General features: G+C 64.6%; 14 protein-coding genes and 2 tRNA genes. 9 read left to right on the top strand and 7 right to left on the bottom strand.

Features of this window, described 5'->3' with window-relative positions; genetic code table 11:
• Positions 1-57 precede the first annotated feature (57 nt).
• The 3 genes from AC1MEQ_RS03090 to AC1MEQ_RS03080 all read right to left on the bottom strand — a co-directional run bounded on the left by AC1MEQ_RS03090 (position 58) and on the right by AC1MEQ_RS03080 (position 844).
• Positions 58-139, bottom strand: a tRNA-Leu gene (locus AC1MEQ_RS03090).
• 79 nt (positions 140-218) lie between these two features.
• Complete coding sequence (gene bcp, locus AC1MEQ_RS03085; RefSeq protein ID WP_479793836.1) at positions 219-704, bottom strand: thioredoxin-dependent thiol peroxidase; 486 nt, start codon at positions 702-704, stop codon at positions 219-221.
• Between the two features lie 67 nt (positions 705-771).
• Positions 772-844 (bottom strand) — tRNA-Lys (locus tag AC1MEQ_RS03080).
• Positions 845-1017: 173 nt separating this feature from the next.
• Here AC1MEQ_RS03080 and AC1MEQ_RS03075 point away from each other — a divergent pair.
• A complete protein-coding gene (locus tag AC1MEQ_RS03075; protein WP_479793834.1) occupies positions 1018-1968 on the top strand; it encodes a 2-hydroxyacid dehydrogenase in 951 nt (316 codons plus the stop codon).
• 44 nt (positions 1969-2012) lie between these two features.
• On the opposite strand, the gene AC1MEQ_RS03070 is transcribed toward AC1MEQ_RS03075, so the two are convergent.
• The 3 genes from AC1MEQ_RS03070 to AC1MEQ_RS03060 all read right to left on the bottom strand — a co-directional run bounded on the left by AC1MEQ_RS03070 (position 2013) and on the right by AC1MEQ_RS03060 (position 4323).
• A complete protein-coding gene (locus tag AC1MEQ_RS03070) occupies positions 2013-3035 on the bottom strand; it encodes a hypothetical protein (RefSeq protein ID WP_479793832.1) in 1023 nt (340 codons plus the stop codon).
• Positions 3036-3041: 6 nt separating this feature from the next.
• A complete protein-coding gene (locus AC1MEQ_RS03065; RefSeq protein ID WP_479796026.1) occupies positions 3042-3458 on the bottom strand; it encodes a DUF6318 family protein in 417 nt (138 codons plus the stop codon).
• 367 nt (positions 3459-3825) lie between these two features.
• Positions 3826-4323: a hypothetical protein gene (locus tag AC1MEQ_RS03060; RefSeq protein ID WP_479793830.1), complete on the bottom strand. Its 498-nt coding sequence runs from the start codon at positions 4321-4323 to the stop codon at positions 3826-3828.
• A gap of 101 nt (positions 4324-4424) precedes the next feature.
• Here AC1MEQ_RS03060 and ilvD point away from each other — a divergent pair, with 101 nt between their 5' ends.
• The 6 genes from ilvD to AC1MEQ_RS03030 all read left to right on the top strand — a co-directional run bounded on the left by ilvD (position 4425) and on the right by AC1MEQ_RS03030 (position 12873).
• Positions 4425-6128 (top strand): dihydroxy-acid dehydratase, encoded by a 1704-nt coding sequence (gene ilvD, locus AC1MEQ_RS03055; RefSeq protein WP_479793829.1) that lies wholly within the window; start codon positions 4425-4427, stop codon positions 6126-6128.
• A gap of 271 nt (positions 6129-6399) precedes the next feature.
• Entirely contained in the window at positions 6400-8280 is a 1881-nt protein-coding gene (locus AC1MEQ_RS03050; RefSeq protein ID WP_479793827.1) for an acetolactate synthase large subunit, read from the top strand.
• A gap of 4 nt (positions 8281-8284) precedes the next feature.
• Complete coding sequence (ilvN, locus tag AC1MEQ_RS03045) at positions 8285-8803, top strand: acetolactate synthase small subunit (RefSeq protein ID WP_479793826.1); 519 nt, start codon at positions 8285-8287, stop codon at positions 8801-8803.
• Positions 8804-8858: 55 nt separating this feature from the next.
• A complete protein-coding gene (ilvC, locus tag AC1MEQ_RS03040) occupies positions 8859-9884 on the top strand; it encodes a ketol-acid reductoisomerase (protein WP_479793824.1) in 1026 nt (341 codons plus the stop codon).
• Positions 9885-10175: 291 nt separating this feature from the next.
• Positions 10176-11771 (top strand): phosphoglycerate dehydrogenase, encoded by a 1596-nt coding sequence (gene serA, locus AC1MEQ_RS03035; protein WP_479793822.1) that lies wholly within the window; start codon positions 10176-10178, stop codon positions 11769-11771.
• A 139-nt stretch (positions 11772-11910) separates the two neighbouring features.
• Complete coding sequence (locus AC1MEQ_RS03030) at positions 11911-12873, top strand: alkaline phosphatase family protein (RefSeq protein WP_479793820.1); 963 nt, start codon at positions 11911-11913, stop codon at positions 12871-12873.
• A gap of 312 nt (positions 12874-13185) precedes the next feature.
• On the opposite strand, the gene AC1MEQ_RS03025 is transcribed toward AC1MEQ_RS03030, so the two are convergent.
• Positions 13186-13911 (bottom strand): GNAT family N-acetyltransferase, encoded by a 726-nt coding sequence (locus tag AC1MEQ_RS03025; RefSeq protein WP_479793818.1) that lies wholly within the window; start codon positions 13909-13911, stop codon positions 13186-13188.
• A 115-nt stretch (positions 13912-14026) separates the two neighbouring features.
• Between AC1MEQ_RS03025 and metG the strand changes: the two genes are divergently transcribed.
• Complete coding sequence (gene metG, locus AC1MEQ_RS03020) at positions 14027-15586, top strand: methionine--tRNA ligase (RefSeq protein WP_479793816.1); 1560 nt, start codon at positions 14027-14029, stop codon at positions 15584-15586.
• Positions 15587-15618: 32 nt separating this feature from the next.
• Positions 15619-16158 (top strand): GrpB family protein, encoded by a 540-nt coding sequence (locus AC1MEQ_RS03015; RefSeq protein ID WP_479793814.1) that lies wholly within the window; start codon positions 15619-15621, stop codon positions 16156-16158.
• The last annotated feature ends 51 nt before the right edge of the window (positions 16159-16209 follow it).

The following is a 16209-nucleotide window of genomic DNA, read 5'->3' as shown; positions in this document are numbered from 1 at the left end:
TAGTTCGTGCAACGCGCAGACCGACAGTATGTGTCGTCTGCAGGCCCCATCACATAGTGCGAGCGGGGGGACTTGAACCCCCACGTCCGAAGACACTGGAACCTAAATCCAGCGCGTCTACCAATTCCGCCACGCTCGCTAGCGCCATCCGCGCACGGAAGACCTCAACCAGTGTAGCGGAACCGGATGCACCACCCGTGGAACCGGCTGGTCCGGAATTACGCGGCGTCAAGCCCCAGATCGCGGCGCAGCTTGGCCACGTGGCCCGTGGCGCGGACGTTGTACTGTGCCTGTTCGACGGCGCCGTCCTCGCCGACCACGATCGTCGAGCGGATCAGTCCCTCGTAGGTGCGTCCGTAGTTCTTCTTCTCGCCCCACGCACCGTAGGCGGCGGCGACCGAGTGGTCCTCGTCGGCCAGCAGTGGAAAGTTCAGCGTTTCCTTGTCGGTGAACTTGGCCAGCTTCGCCGGGGAGTCGGGGGAGACGCCGAGCACCTGGTACCCGGCCGCGGCCAACGAGTCCAGCGAATCGCGGAAGTCGCAGGCCTGCTTGGTGCAGCCCGGCGTCATCGCGGCGGGGTAGAAGTAGACGACGACCTTGCGGCCGGCGTAGTCGGAGAGCGAGACGCTGCTGCCATCGGCGGCCGTGAGCGTGAACGCGGGGGCGGTGTCGCCGACGGCGAGGCGCTGGGCAGTGGTGGTCATGGCTTCCTCCAAGTGTCCGGATATACAGAAGGAGGCCAGCCTGACGGCCGGCCTCCTTCTTCTGGTGTGCACCCCCCGGGACTTGAACCCGGAACCTACTGATTAAGAGTCAGTTGCTCTGCCAATTGAGCTAGAGGTGCATTGTTGTTTCCATCCGATCCCTTTCGGGACCGGGCTTTGCAACGACATGAAACATTACCAGCACTTTTCCGACCGCGCAAAACCGGATGAGGGATTGCGGTTGACGTCACATTTCGGTCGGATTCCGTACCCGATTCGCCCGGTCTGCGGGCGGGAATCCTAAGCTGGGTGAATGGAGCCCATCACCGCATTTACCGTCCCTGACCAGACCCTTCTCGATGCTTGTTCGCCCCTGCCCGAGGGCGTGCGTTGCGGCATTTGGGATTTGGAGGGCGACCCGCAGGGGATCGGCCTCGACGAGATCCAGGCCGTGGTCCTTCCCTACGCGATGCACTCACATGATGTGCTGCCGAATGTGCGCCGGGCGCCGAACCTGCGGCTGGTGCACACGCAGTCAACGGGGTACGACGGCGTCCGCGAGCGGGTCGGCGATGACATCGCCATTGCCTCTGCTCACGGTGTGCACGCCGCGGCGACCGCCGAACTTGCCGTCGGGCTCGCGCTGGGAGCCCTGCGCGGCATGGGCCAAGCAGCGCAGAACCAGCTCACCGGCACCTGGGATTCGAAGCGCTGGCCGGGCCTGGCCGATCGTCGCGTCGGACTGCTCGGTGTCGGCGGCATCGGAGAGGAGATCCGCCGCCGGCTGGATCCCTTCGAGATCGACCTTGTGCGCATCGGCACCCGCGCCCGCGCCGACGAGCACGGTGAGGTCCACGGCATGGACGAGCTGATGGACTTGGCGCCGGGACTCGAAGTGGTCATCGCGATCGTCCCGCTGAACGACTCGACGCGCCACATCGTTGGCAAGGAATTCCTTGCCGCCCTTCCAGACGGCGCCGTCATCGTCAATGTCGCCCGCGGCCCCGTCGTCGATACCGAGGCCCTGACCGCCGAAGTCGAAACGGGCCGCCTGTTCTGCGCACTGGACGTCACCGATCCGGAGCCGTTGCCCAGTGATCACCCACTGTGGAGGCTGCCCAACGCACTGATCACCCCGCATGTCGGTGGCAATACCGAGGCCTTCCCTCCGCGCATCGCCAAGCTGATCCGTGGGCAGTTCGCCACTTTGGCGGCGGGGGAGAAGCCCAAGAACCTGGTCCATGAGGGTGAACGGCTGCTGTAGTCGGGACTTTGCACACTTATCCATCACGCACCGGCGTGGTGTCGCTACTTCGAGGTTGACTTCTCCTTGAGGAACGGCGAATCGCAAGCCGGGCCGTCAGGGTCCTCGGCGCAATTCTGATCGACCAAGAGCTTCTTGGTTCGCCAGACACTCATCGGCATCGGTTCGCTGGGTACGTTCGCGGTGCCTGGGATCGGGATCCACGGGCCGCCCTCGACAGAAAATTCGCCGCGATAGGCGGTACTGAGTCGGATTTGGAAATCTCCCGTCTCTGCATATATATGGCTGGTTTCCGTAGGCTCATCGAAGGTATGGTTCGGCATCGGTTTTCCCGGACTCATAGTTTTCCTGTGATTGCCATCGCCGTAATTCCAAGAGTATGAATCGGGGACTGCCCTGACCGCCACCCGTCGATTTTGTAGCTCGGTTCGGAATTCTTGAGTGTCAGAAACCGCATACATATGCGCATTTCCGTTCCTTAGAGAAAAGCCAGCGGGTTGGCTCTTCAGCGCGGACGGCTTGATTGGAAATGAACCGAACTGAGCGGGAGTGATGACAATCGGCCGTTGCTCAAGTGAAATTTGTTCAGGTCCCGCGTCCGTTGACCCTGGAACAACAGCCTTGGGCTCGCGTGTGCAATACGAATCCATTGCAACTGTTTGCCCTTGTTGAGGGCCGTCGAGTGCCACGATCGAACGAGTAATAAGCGGATCACCGTTTGGGCAGGGTGGCTCGTCGAAGTCGATGCATAAGTTCTTCCCGGATTGTTGGGCTTGGCAATGGGTTGAGTATTTTGCGATGTAGCGAAGACGCGGTCCCGCGTTTGCAGTCTTCTGAGCCGCTTTAACAGGACTGTCTTCACTCGGCTTTTCAGCTGCTGGAGAAGATGGTCTCTCGTCCTGGGTTGCCTTTTCACATTCCTCGCTTTCATAGTCAACAGTGCTGCCGCCCATGCTGGTAATGACCGGGCATAAGGGGAGGGCACTGGCGGCTGTGATAGGGACCGCTAGCGCCACCGTCGACAGGGAAAGCACGAGAATGCTTGAAAGAATCCTGCGCATGGCCACGGGTTCCTACGACTTCGCGATATTTATGAAGGTCGTATGCCACCCGTCGTTGAACGTCATTGACATGGACCCGATGACGGGCTTTTTCGACGGACGCTGGGTCGCGTACAAATTGCCGTCTGATGTGTAGGCCTTTAGTTCCGCTTGTTTGAAGCTAAATACTGCAAGTGCTTGACTGCCGCTTTCCAATTCGGCCGAAGATACACGAACCTTGTAGGCGCCACCTACGTTCCAAGTTCCATTCTTGCGATTCATGTTCGCCGGACCAATAACGTTCTTCTTGCAGAATTCGCAGCTTTTATCAGTTATTTCTTGGAGCGGCCGAGGATCGTTCGTCACTGTTGCGTACTCGACAACTTGGAAGTAGTACTCCGTGAAGGCCTTTACTCCCTCAGGAGACTTCTTCTTTGCTGTCTCAGGCATCTTCGGCACGGGCCAATTCTTGGCGGGCCCGTCGGAACTGGCGGGAACTGGTGTCGGCGAAGCGCTCTTCGACGCGGAGGCTGTGGCACTTCCGCCGGCTACCGCAGATGACGAACTAGTGGATGGCGAACCGGAACTCGAAGGGCTCGGTTCATCAGATCCGTTGGAAGGGGAACATGCGCTGAGGGCGAGGGCAAGTACTCCAGCAACGGCGAAGCCGGCACGGGTTTTGCGAGCGATCGTGACCGGCATGGGGCCTCCGGGTTCGACTGTGAATTGCGGGCGTTGAAACACCCTAACCCGAAAATCAACCCGGTTGAATAGTTATCCACAGGCCAAACTTCAACATGACGTGAGGGAAGAACTGCTATTCGGCGGGGGAGTCTTCCGCATCGCTGAAGCTGGCCACCAGGGTCAGGAACTCGTCGAAGAACGCGTTGAAGTCACTCGCGTCGTCGTGCTGTTCAAGGCGTACACGCGTCTCTGGATGGCTGGTTGCCGATGGTGGGGCATCGATCGTCGTCTCGGACGCCACCTCGAACCGGAAGACCCGACCGGTACTGGTTCCCACCTCGTGGCCACCGGTGCGGTCCTCTGCCAAGTGGCTGAGGTTGGTGAGGTTGATGGACGTCGCGGGCTCGAGCGCTGCCAACGTTCCGGCATGCAGTGGGGCAACGATGATCTCCATCGGCTGCCGTCGGTACCCCACGATGTACTTGCCCCCTTCACCTGCGCGACCGGTCGCGTAGACGAGGTTGTAGCTGCCGAAGTTGGGGATCTGGTGGTCGAAGGCGCGGTGCAGATGCGCCTTCAGTGTGGTGTCCCCCGCTTTGGGCACGCTGACGCCGTTGTCTGCTATTCCCATGGGCTCCAGTCTAGGGGGAGCCCCCCGATAGTTCAGGACAAATGTTTCAGATGCAGGTCACGGGTTCGTTGCGTTTGGCACGGAGTTCTAGACTCTGGTCTATGAGCCAGGACAGCACCATTGACATCAAGCCACGCAGCCGCGCCGTCACCGACGGCATCCACGCTGCCCCGGCCCGCGGCATGTTCCGCGCGGTCGGCATGGGGGACGACGACTTTGCGAAGCCGCAGATCGGCGTCGCCAGCTCGTGGAACGAAATCACCCCCTGCAACCTTTCCCTGAACCGGTTGGCGCAGGCCTCCAAAGAGGGCGTCCACGCCGGAGGCGGGTTCCCCATGCAGTTCGGCACCATCTCGGTGTCCGACGGCATCTCCATGGGCCACGAGGGCATGCACTTCTCCCTCGTCTCCCGTGAGGTCATCGCCGACTCCGTCGAAACCGTCATGATGGCCGAACGCATCGACGGTTCCGTCCTGCTGGCCGGTTGCGATAAGTCGCTGCCCGGCATGCTGATGGCCGCGGCCCGCCTGGACCTGGCCAGCGTCTTCGTCTACGCCGGATCGATCATGCCCGGCGTCGCCAAGCTCGAGGACGGCACCGAGAAGGAAGTCACCCTGATCGACGCCTTCGAGGCCGTCGGGGCCTGTGCCGCCGGCAAGATGAGCGCCAAGGACCTGGACACCATCGAACGTGCCATCTGCCCGGGCGAAGGCGCCTGCGGCGGCATGTACACCGCGAATACCATGGCCTGCATCGGCGAGGCCCTGGGCATGTCACTGCCCGGCTCGGCCGCCCCGCCGTCCGCGGACCGCCGCCGCGACATGTTCGCCCGCAAGTCCGGTGAAGCCGTGGTGGAAATGCTGCGCAAGGGCATCACCGCCCGCGACATCATGACCCGTAAGGCCTTCGAGAACGCCATCGCCGTGACCATGGCCTTCGGCGGCTCCACCAACGCGGTGCTGCACCTGCTGGCCATCGCCCGCGAGGCGAACGTCGACCTCAAGCTCGAGGACTTCAACCGCATCGGCGACAAGATCCCGCACCTGGGCAACCTGAAGCCCTTCGGCGACTACGTCATGTACGACGTCGACAAGATCGGCGGCGTGCCGGTGGTCATGAAGGCGCTGCTCGACGCCGGACTCATCCACGGCGACTGCCTCACCGTCACCGGAAAGACCGTCGCCGAGAACCTCGCCGACATCAACCCGCCTGCGTTGGACGGCAAGGTCGTCCGCGCGCTGGACAACCCCATCCACGCCACCGGCGGCATCACGGTGCTCATGGGTTCGATGGCCCCCGAGGGTGCCGTCGTGAAGAGCGCCGGGTTCGACGCCGACGTCTTCGAGGGAACCGCCCGCGTCTTCGAGCGAGAGCAGGGCGCCCTGGATGCGCTGGACCAGGGCGCGATCCACGCCGGCGACGTCGTCGTCATCCGCTACGAGGGCCCCAAGGGCGGCCCCGGCATGCGCGAGATGCTCGCCATCACCGGTGCCATCAAGGGTGCCGGCCTGGGCAAGGACGTCCTGCTGCTCACCGATGGGCGCTTCTCCGGAGGCACCACCGGCCTGTGCATCGGGCACGTGGCCCCCGAGGCCGTCGACGGTGGCCCGATTGCGTTCGTGAAGGACGGAGACCGGATCCGCGTGGACATCGCCGCCCGCTCCTTCGACCTGCTGGTCGACGAAGCCGAACTGGAATCCCGCCGTGAAGGCTGGGAGCCGTTGCCGGCCAAGTTCACCACCGGCGTGCTCGGCAAGTACGCCAAGCTCGTCAACTCCGCCAGCACGGGGGCCTACTGTGGCTAGCTGACACTGCGGGACGCGGCGTCCGACGAGACAGAAATGTCCAAAGGCCGGACGCCGTGTCCATATGCTGAGACGGCCAGTGTGGTCCGTTGACAGTCTCCCCGCCGCCGGGGAAACTGAAGACATGCAGATCCGAACCGAAGTCCTACTAGTTACCCAGCGCGGAGCCTAGCCCTCGTTTGTAGGACACGGTGACGCGCGAACCCCACTGAAGCCAAAAGGCCAGCGGGGTATTTTTATGCGCAGAACTAGAGAAGAGAAGGAATATCCGATGAGTAACGGAACACCCATCAGCCCGTCGCTGGTGGCCAAGGCCGCCGGCCGTGCCAAGGATCAAGCTCCTGTCTCCTCCACCGTGGATGCCTCGAACCCTGTCCAGGGTCCGAACCACACCGTGGCACCCACAGAGATGACTGGCTCACAAGCCATCGTCCGCTCGCTGGAAGAACTGGGCGTCAAAGACGTCTTCGGGTTGCCGGGAGGGGCCATCCTGCCCCTCTACGACCCACTGATGGATTCGACCAAGATCAACCACATCCTGGTCCGCCACGAACAGGGCTCCGGCCACGCAGCACAGGGCTACGCCATGGTCACCGGAGAAGTCGGGGTATGCATCGCCACCTCCGGCCCCGGAGCCACCAACCTGGTCACCGCCATCGCCGACGCCCACATGGACTCAGTGCCCCTGGTGGCCATCACCGGCCAGGTCCACTCGGCCTTCATCGGCACCGACGCCTTCCAGGAAGCTGACATCGTCGGCATCACCATGCCGATCACCAAGCACTCGTTCCTGGTCACCGACCCCAACGACATCCCGCGGGTCATGGCCGAGGCCTTCCACATCGCCGGCACCGGCCGTCCCGGCCCGGTCCTGGTGGACATCACCAAGGATTGCCAGCAGGGCAAGGGGACCTTCGCCTGGCCGCCGAAGATCGACCTGCCCGGCTACCGCACCGTGACACGCGGCCACGCCAAGCAGGTCCGCGAGGCGGCCAAGCTCATCGCCGCCGCCCAGCGCCCGGTGTTCTACGTCGGCGGTGGTGTCATCAAGGGCCACGCCTCGGCCGAGCTGATGGAACTGGCCGAACTCGTCGGCGCACCCGTTGCCACGACGCTCCAGGCACGTGGCGCGTTCCCGGACTCGCACGAGCAGCACGTGGGCATGCCCGGCATGCACGGTGCCGTCTCCGCGGTCACCGCACTGCAGCAGTCCGACCTGCTGATCACGCTGGGCGCCCGCTTCGATGACCGGGTCACCGGCGTGCTCTCCACGTTCGCGCCGAATGCCAAGGTCATCCACGCGGACATCGATCCGGCGGAGATCTCCAAGAACCGGACGGCCGATGTGCCGATTGTCGGATCAGTCAAGGAGATCCTGCCCGAACTCACCGAGGCCTGCAGAACCCGCTTCGCCGAGGACGGCCGCCCGGACCTGGCGCCGTGGTGGTCCACCCTGAACCGGCTGCGGGACACCTACCCGATCGGCTATACCGAGACCGAGGACGGGCTCACCGCCCCGCAGCGCGTCATCGAACGCATCGGCGCCCTGACCGGGCCCGAGGGCGTCTACGTCGCCGGCGTCGGACAGCACCAGATGTGGGCCGCCCAGTTCATCAAGTACGAACGCCCCCACCAGTGGCTGAACTCCGGCGGCCTGGGCACCATGGGCTACTCCGTCCCGGCGGCCATGGGCGCGAAGGTCGGCAACCCCGACCGCGTGGTCTGGTCCATCGACGGAGACGGCTGCTTCCAGATGACCAACCAGGAACTCGCGACTTGCGTGATCAACAACATCCCGATCAAGGTCGCGATCATCAACAACTCGTCGCTGGGCATGGTGCGGCAGTGGCAGACGCTGTTCTACGACTCCCGCTACTCCAACACCGACCTGAACACCGGCCACGGAACCGCCCGCGTGCCGGACTTCGTCAAGCTCGCCGACGCCTACGGCTGCGTCGGACTGCGCTGCGAACGCGACGAGGACATCGACGCCACCATCCAGCAGGCGCTCGAGATCAACGACCGCCCGGTCGTGATCGACTTCGTCGTCAGCCGCGACGCGATGGTGTGGCCGATGGTCCCCTCCGGCGTGGGCAACGACGCCATCCAGATCGCGCGCGGCATGACCCCCGATTGGGAAGAGGAGGATTAGGACCATGGCACGCCATACCCTTTCGGTGCTCGTGGAGGACGTCCCCGGCGTTCTGACCCGCGTGGCCGGCCTGTTCGCCCGCAGGGCGTTCAACATTCATTCACTCGCCGTCGGCCCCACTGAAATCCCCGGGATGTCCCGGGTGACCGTGGTGGTCGACGCCGAAGGAGACTTGCTGGAACAGGTGACCAAGCAGCTCAACAAGCTGATCAACGTCATCAAGATCGTGGAACTGACCCCCGATACGTCCGTGCAGCGTGACCACATCCTGGTCAAGGTGCGCGCGGACGCGGCAACCCGTCTGCAGGTCACCCAGGCAGCCGACCTCTTCAGGGCCTCGGTGGTGGACGTCTCCACCGATGCACTGATCATCGAGGCCACCGGAACCGCGGACAAGCTGGACGCGCTGCTCGCCGTCCTCGAACCCTTCGGCATCCGCGAAATCGTCCAGTCCGGAACCCTGGCCGTCGGCCGCGGTTCCAAGTCGATGTCTGACCGCGCCCTGCGCTCCGTCTCCGCCTGAGCTGCACCCACCAGACCCAACACACCTCACACACGAAAACCAAGGAGTTATCACCGTGACCGATATGTACTACGACGACGACGCAGACCTCTCGATCATCCAGGGCCGCAAGGTGGCCGTCATCGGCTACGGCTCGCAGGGCCACGCCCACTCGCTGAGCCTGCGCGACTCCGGCGTCGACGTCCGCGTCGGCCTCAAGGAGGGCTCGAAGTCCCGCGCCAAGGCCGAGGCCGAGGGCCTGCGCGTCGTCTCCGTGGCCGAGGCCGCCGAGGAAGCCGACGTCATCATGATCCTGACCCCGGACCAGGTCCAGGCCAAGGTCTACCAGGACGAGATCGCCTCCCACCTGAAGGCCGGCGACGCGCTGTTCTTCGGCCACGGCTTCAACATCCGCTTCGGCTACATCAAGGCCCCGGCCGATGTCGACGTCGCCATGGTTGCCCCCAAGGGCCCGGGCCACATCGTGCGCCGCGAATTCGAGGCCGGCCGCGGAGTACCGGACCTGATCGCCGTGGAGCAGAACCCCTCCGGCAAGGCCAAGGAGCTCGCGCTGTCCTATGCCAAGGGCATCGGCGGCACCCGCGCCGGCGTCATCGAGACCACCTTCACCGAGGAGACCGAGACCGACCTGTTCGGCGAGCAGGCAGTGCTCTGCGGCGGCGCCTCGCAGCTGGTGCAGTATGGCTTCGAGACCCTGACCGAGGCCGGCTACAAGCCGGAGATCGCCTACTTCGAGGTCCTGCACGAGCTCAAGCTCATCGTTGACCTCATGGTCGAAGGCGGCATCGCCAAGCAGCGCTGGTCCGTCTCCGACACCGCCGAGTACGGCGACTACGTCTCCGGCCCGCGCGTCATCACCCCGGACGTCAAGGAGAACATGAAGGCCGTTCTCGCCGACATCCAGTCCGGCGCGTTCGCCAAGCGGTTCATGGACGACCAGGCCAACGGCGCCAAGGAATTCCTCGAGCTGCGCAAGAAGGGCGAGGACCACCCGATCGAGTCGACCGGCCGCGAACTGCGCAAGCTGTTCTCCTGGATCAAGAACGACGACGACTACACCGAGGGCGTCACCGCGCGCTAACCCGCGCCGGTAAGTTCCGGGGGAAACCCCATCCAGCACGACGGCGATGGCCCGCATTGTTTCGACGGTGCGGGCCATTGCTGTGTCCTGTCGGCTGCCATGTCTGGACCGAGTCATCTTCGCGTCATCTGTGACGCAGGCGACGTGGAGGGTGTCTTGGGGCCCGTACCGGCCCGTAATATCCGGGCGCCGACAGGTGGACCCGGGCTCACTGGCGATATTCTGGCGGCGGGGGACCGGAGCAACCCCGGCCCCGAACCAGCATCCGTCGATCGCAAAGGTGCCACCTCAGTGTCAGAAACCAAGCCCGTCGTTCTCCTTGCCGAGGAACTTTCGCCAGCCACCGTCCAGGCGTTGGGTCCTGACTTCGAGATCCGCAGCACCGATGGTTCCGACCGCTCCCAGCTGCTCTCGGCCATCGCCGATGTGGACGCGATCCTGGTCCGGTCGGCCACCAAGGTCGATGAGGAGGCCATCGCCGCGGCCAAGAACCTGAAGATCATCGCCCGCGCCGGCGTCGGGCTGGACAACGTCGACATCAAGGCAGCCACCCAGGCCGGCGTCATGGTCGTGAACGCCCCGACCTCGAACATCATCTCCGCCGCCGAGCTGACCGTCGGCCACATCGTGTCCCTGGCCCGCCGTATCCCCGCAGCCAACGCCTCCCTGAAGTCCGGTGCCTGGAAGCGCTCGGCCTACACCGGCGTCGAACTCTTCGAGAAGACCGCCGGTATCATCGGCCTCGGCCGCATCGGCGCGCTGGTCGCCGCCCGCCTGCAGGGCTTCGGCATGGACGTCGTCGCGTACGACCCGTACGTCACCAGCGCCCGGGCACAGCAGATGGGCGTCCGCCTGCTCGAGCTCGACGAGCTGCTGGCCACCTCGGACTTCGTCACCATCCACATGCCCAAGACCCCCGAGACGCTGGGCATGCTCGGCGCCGAGGCGTTCGGGAAGATGAAGGACAGCGCCTACGTCATCAACGTCGCCCGCGGCGGCCTGGTCGACGAGGACGCGCTCTACACCGCGCTGAAGGAAAAGCAGATCGCCGGCGCCGGGATCGACGTGTACGTCACCGAGCCGAGCACCGACCTGCCGTTCTTCGAATTCGAGAACGTCACCGTCACCCCGCACCTTGGCGCCTCCACCGACGAGGCCCAGGAGAAGGCCGGGGTCTCCGTCGCCAAGTCAGTGCGGCTGGCGCTGTCCGGCGAACTGGTACCGGACGCGGTGAATGTCGCCGGCGGTGTCATCGCCGAGGCCGTCCGCCCGGGTATCCCCCTGATCGAGAAGCTCGGCCGCATCTTCACCGCCCTGACCGTCGATTCGCTGACGTCGCTGGACGTTGAGATCGCCGGGGAGATCGCCGAACTGGATGTGAAGGTCCTGGAACTCTCGGCGCTGAAGGGCGTATTCCGCGACATCGTCTCCGACCAGGTCTCCTACGTGAACGCCCCGGTGCTCGCCGAACAACGCGGCATCACCACCCGGCTAGTGACCACCGCCGAATCGCCGGAGTACCGCAACGCACTGACGCTGAAGGGTGCGTTGTCCGATGGGCAGCAGATCTCCGTCACCGGCACGCTCACCGGCCCGAAGCAGATCGAGAAGCTCGTCGGCATCGGGGGATACGAGCTCGAGATCCCGATCGCCGAGCACATGATCGTGCTCGTCTACCAGGACCGCGCCGGCGTCATCGGCACCCTGGGCAGCACGTTGGGGGAGCACGACGTGAACATCGCCGCCATGCAGGTTGCCCGCAAGGAGGAAGGCGGGCCGGCGTTGGCCGTCCTCGCCGTCGACACCGCGCTGCCGGCCGGCGTCCTGGACATCGTCCGCGACTCCATCGGGGCCACCACCGCACGCGAGGTCAACCTGGCCGACTGATCCGGGCCCGTTGGGGTTGGGCCCGGTATTCGACCGGGCCCAACTCCGCGAGTCGAGTCCTTCCTGTGGTTGAAGCGACCTTCCTGAGGTGCCCGAAGAATTCTGTCGAAGCGATAACCGCGGCAGCTAGGATCGGGCTATGAAATGGGCGCAGGCATTCCGCCGTGGCGTCATGGCCGTGTGCGCCGCGTTGGCGCTGTCGGCGACGGGGTGCTCCGCCCCCAGCCCGGGCGGGGGCACGGCACCAAATGTGGAGATATCCAGCCCGGTTCCTTCGGCGCGAAGTTCAGCGCCTCAGGGGGCGCCGCGAACCGGCGTCGACCACGTCGTCATCATTGTCGAGGAGAACCACTCCGCCTCCACCGTCCTCGGAAACGATGCCGCCCCCTACATCAACAAGTTGGCCTCCAAGAACGCGCTGGCGACCAATTACCACGCCGTGGCCCACCCGAGCCTCCCGAACTACCTCGCCCTGACCAGCGGCACCACCGCGGGCATCACCACCGACTGCAACCCCGGTGGCGACTGCATGGCCCAGGCGCCGAACATCACCGACGCCCTTGAGGAATCCGGGCGATCCTGGAAAATGTACGCCGAGAACATGCCCGCCCCGTGTGCTGACAGGGACTCCGGCGACTACGCGGTTCGGCACAATCCGTTCATGTATTATCCCAGCGTGACCGATGACGAGGGCTCCTGCGCCGAGCATGTGGTCCCGCTCACGCGTCTCGCCGCTGATCTGGAAACCACCGGGAGCCTGCCCGACTACGTCTTCATCAGTCCAAACACGTGCAACGACATGCATGACTGCCCAGTGGCCACCGGTGATGCCTGGCTCTCGCGTGAGGTGCCGAAGATCCTGGAATCCCCTGCGTTCACCAAACAGAATTCCCTTCTGGTGCTCACCTGGGACGAAGACGATCACGATGCCGGCAACAGAGTGGCAACGGTGTTCGCCGGTCCGGCAGCGCGCAAGGACTACACGTCCACCCGGAACTACGGCCACTATTCGCTGTTGCACACCGTGGAAGAACTTTGGGAGTTGCCTCCCCTGACCACGAACGACAAGAATGCGCCCACCATGGACGACATGCTGAAGTAGCGTTCGTGTCCCGTGCGCAAACCACGGGCCATTCGTTTGGTTCGAAACCGAAGGTCGGGCCTAGTGACGGTTACCGCCGCCGGTGACCTGGCCCAGGAGCTCGCCCGGACGGACTGGATCCAGCGACTGGCTGAAGCTCCGGGGATCTACATCAGGGGAGTGGCCGGTGCGGTGGGTTCCTGCGCGAGAAGGCATGATCACTGGAGGAGCACGTCGGCCTATCCGGGAGATGGCCGGGCGGACTGCGCCCCCAAATCATGATGCTGCGCCCCACACGCCCTTGGCGTATCCGGGCAGGGAGGACGGCTGGCGTCAGGCATCCTCGGAGGGCTGGAGGACTACCTCCCACAGCCCGAAGTACGTCAAGCCCGCCGTCGCTGCCACCGACCGGGAACCGATGTTGCCGGGCTGGCAACGATATTGCGGAGTATGGCCGCGGGAATACGCGTGGCGGCTGATCGTTCGCACGACATCCCGGGCCATCCCGCGGCCCCGGAACGGCGGCAAGGTCAGCACCCCGATGTCCGCCAGTGTGCCCTCGCGCCAGGGATAGGCGCTGGCGGCGCAGGCCAGCTGGTTCTCCGCCAGGGCCCCGAAGACGGCCCAATGATCGAGCTCCACGTACGCTTCGTCGAGGTCCTCAGCGGAGGCGCTTGCCGCAAACCGGGAGAACAAGTCGGCATCGGCCGGAGTCAACCGCCGGACGGCAGCTGGCGTCGGCTCATCCATGAGGGCTGCGGCCGCCTCGTCGATGAAGTAGAACAGGCAATCCGGGTCATGCAGTTCCAGGCCTGCATGGGACAACCGCTCGCGGAAGGTGCCGGCGTCCAGTTGCGCCCCGCTGGGAAGTCCGAGCCGGACGGCGACCTCGGTGCTGACCACTGCCGCCACGGTTCCATCACTCCGGGTCAGGATCTCGACGAGGCGCTCCGGGGACAGCTGCGGGTTGATGGTGATACTCAACCCATCGGCACCGCATACGGTTTCTTCGCTGCCGAAGGGCTCCTGCCAGAACGCTGTGATTTCGGGTGAAAACAAGGGGTCTCCTTCGAGGGTGGATGGGCTGGCCACGGCCAGGTCCAGGTGCACGAGGAACCGGACGCGTGGCTACCCGGATGGGCGGCCAACTGCCCCGGTACGGTAGATTTCTCTGGTGACTTCATCCCAGGACCAAACCCCGTTTTACATCACCACTGCCATCTCATACCCCAACGGCCTCCCGCACATCGGGCATGCCTATGAGTTTATTGCCACGGATGCGATGGCCCGCTTCAAACGCCTGGACGGTGGTGACGTCTTCTTCCTGACCGGTACGGATGAGCACGGCCAGAAGATGCTGCAGACGGCCGAGAAGGAGGGCATCACCCCCCGCCAGCTCGCCCAGCGCAACTCGGACGTCTTCCAGGAGGCGCAGGACGAGCTGGGCATCAGCTACGACCGCTTCATCCGCACCACCGACGCCGACCACCACGACGCGGCGCAGGCCATCTGGCGGCGCATGGAAGCCACCGGGGACATCTACCTGGACAAGTACGCCGGCTGGTACTCCGTGCGCGACGAGGCCTTCTATGGTGAAGATGAGACCGAGGTCCGCGAGGACGGCGTGCGCTACTCCACCGTGTCCGACACCGAGGTGGCCTGGACCGAGGAGGAGTCGTATTTCTTCCGGCTCTCCGCCTACCAGGACAAGCTCCTGGAGCTTTACCGCAGCCAGCCCGAGTTCGGCGCGCCGCAATACCGTTTCAACGAGGTCATCCGCTTCGTCGAGGGCGGCCTGAACGACCTGTCCATCTCACGGACCAGCTTCGACTGGGGCATCCCGGTCCCCGGCAATCCGAAGCACGTGATGTACGTGTGGGTCGACGCACTGACCAACTACCTCACCGGCATCGGATTCCCCGACACGAATTCGCCGTCCTTCCGCAAATACTGGCCCGCGGACGTACACGTGATCGGGAAGGACATCTCCCGGTTCCACGCCATCTATTGGCCTGCGTTCCTCATGTCCGCCGGGCTCGAGGTGCCGCGGCGCGTCATGATCCACGGCCACCTGCACAACAACGGCGTGAAAATGTCCAAGTCGCTGGGCAACACCGTCTCCCCGGCCGACTGGGTGGAAAGCTACGGGCTGGACCAGATCCGGTACTTCCTGCTGCGCGAGGTCCCCTTCGGCGCTGATGGCAACTACAGCCACGAGGCGATCGTCGGGCGCATGAATTCGGATCTCGCCAACAACTTGGGCAACCTCGCCCAGCGGTCGCTGTCGATGGTTGCCAAGAACTGCGAGGGCAAGGTCCCGACCCCGGGCGCCTTCACCGAGGCCGACCGCGGGCTGCTCGACGCGGCAACTGGCCTGCTGGATCACTCGCGGGCCGCCTATGACCGTCAGGAGTTCAGCAAGGCCCTCGAGGCCATCTGGCACGTCCTGGGCGACACCAACGCCTACTTCGCTGAGCAGGCCCCCTGGGTGCTACGTAAGACGGACGCGGCCCGCATGGAGACCGTTTTGTACGTGACCCTCGAGGTACTGCGCCGGGTCGCACTGCTGGTGCAGCCGGCCATGCCCACCTCGGCCAGCCAACTGTTGGATGTCCTGGGCCAGGATGGGGGAGCGGCACGCACCTTCGCCGCCTTCGACTCCGCCATCGAATCCGGACACGCGCTTCCGGCACCGACGCCGATCTTCCCGAAGTACGAGGAACCAGCCGAGTAGTCCGCCCGGCACCCGGCGAGGAGGGGACCGGCATGGCCGTCATCGTGGTTCCTTCGTCCGGCGAGTGGCCGCTGTTGTTCGGGATCCTTGCCGACCAGCTGCGCCGTGCGCTGCCGGGTATCCCTGCCCAGATAGAGCATGTCGGGTCGACGGCGGTTCCGGGACTGGCTGCCAAGCCCGTCATCGATGTGGACATCATCGTTGCGCGTGCGCAACTCGTGCCAGCCATCGAAGCCTTGGAACGGGTTGGATATGTGCACCGCGGCGATCTCGGTTTCACCGATCGTGAGGCGTTCACCGCCCCAGACGAGGATCCTGCGCGCAACGTCTACGTATGTGTCGCGGGGACACTGCACGTTCGCAACCATCTGGCGGTCAGAGACGTCCTCCGGACCAATCCCGGGCTGCGTGATCGCTACGCTTCCGTGAAACTGGAGTTGTCGGGTGACCCCGACATGGACATGGGCCGATATCTTGCAGGGAAATCCGCGGTGCTCCAGGATGTCCTCGCCGCCTCCGACCTGACAGCGGAAGAGAAGCGGCAGATCTTCGAGCTCAACACCGACAGCTGAGCGGGCAGAGAAAAGCTCCGGCCGGATCCAAGCTGGATCCGGCCGGAGCTT

This window comes from Arthrobacter sp. ASL1 (assembly GCF_056680475.1).
This window is presented reverse-complemented; position numbering and strand designations above follow the sequence as displayed.

What these genes read in the sequence shown, in the direction of transcription:
- AC1MEQ_RS03075 (WP_479793834.1), top strand. Translation starts at nt 1,018, where the DNA reads ATGGAGCCCATCACCGCATTTACCGTCCCTGACCAGACCCTTCTCGAT.
- AC1MEQ_RS03065 (WP_479796026.1), bottom strand. Translation starts at nt 3,458, where the DNA reads ATGCCTGAGACAGCAAAGAAGAAGTCTCCTGAGGGAGTAAAGGCCTTC.
- ilvN (WP_479793826.1), top strand. Translation starts at nt 8,285, where the DNA reads ATGGCACGCCATACCCTTTCGGTGCTCGTGGAGGACGTCCCCGGCGTT.
- bcp (WP_479793836.1), bottom strand. Translation starts at nt 704, where the DNA reads ATGACCACCACTGCCCAGCGCCTCGCCGTCGGCGACACCGCCCCCGCG.
- AC1MEQ_RS03050 (WP_479793827.1), top strand. Translation starts at nt 6,400, where the DNA reads ATGAGTAACGGAACACCCATCAGCCCGTCGCTGGTGGCCAAGGCCGCC.
- ilvD (WP_479793829.1), top strand. Translation starts at nt 4,425, where the DNA reads ATGAGCCAGGACAGCACCATTGACATCAAGCCACGCAGCCGCGCCGTC.
- AC1MEQ_RS03015 (WP_479793814.1), top strand. Translation starts at nt 15,619, where the DNA reads ATGGCCGTCATCGTGGTTCCTTCGTCCGGCGAGTGGCCGCTGTTGTTC.
- AC1MEQ_RS03060 (WP_479793830.1), bottom strand. Translation starts at nt 4,323, where the DNA reads ATGGGAATAGCAGACAACGGCGTCAGCGTGCCCAAAGCGGGGGACACC.
- AC1MEQ_RS03030 (WP_479793820.1), top strand. Translation starts at nt 11,911, where the DNA reads ATGAAATGGGCGCAGGCATTCCGCCGTGGCGTCATGGCCGTGTGCGCC.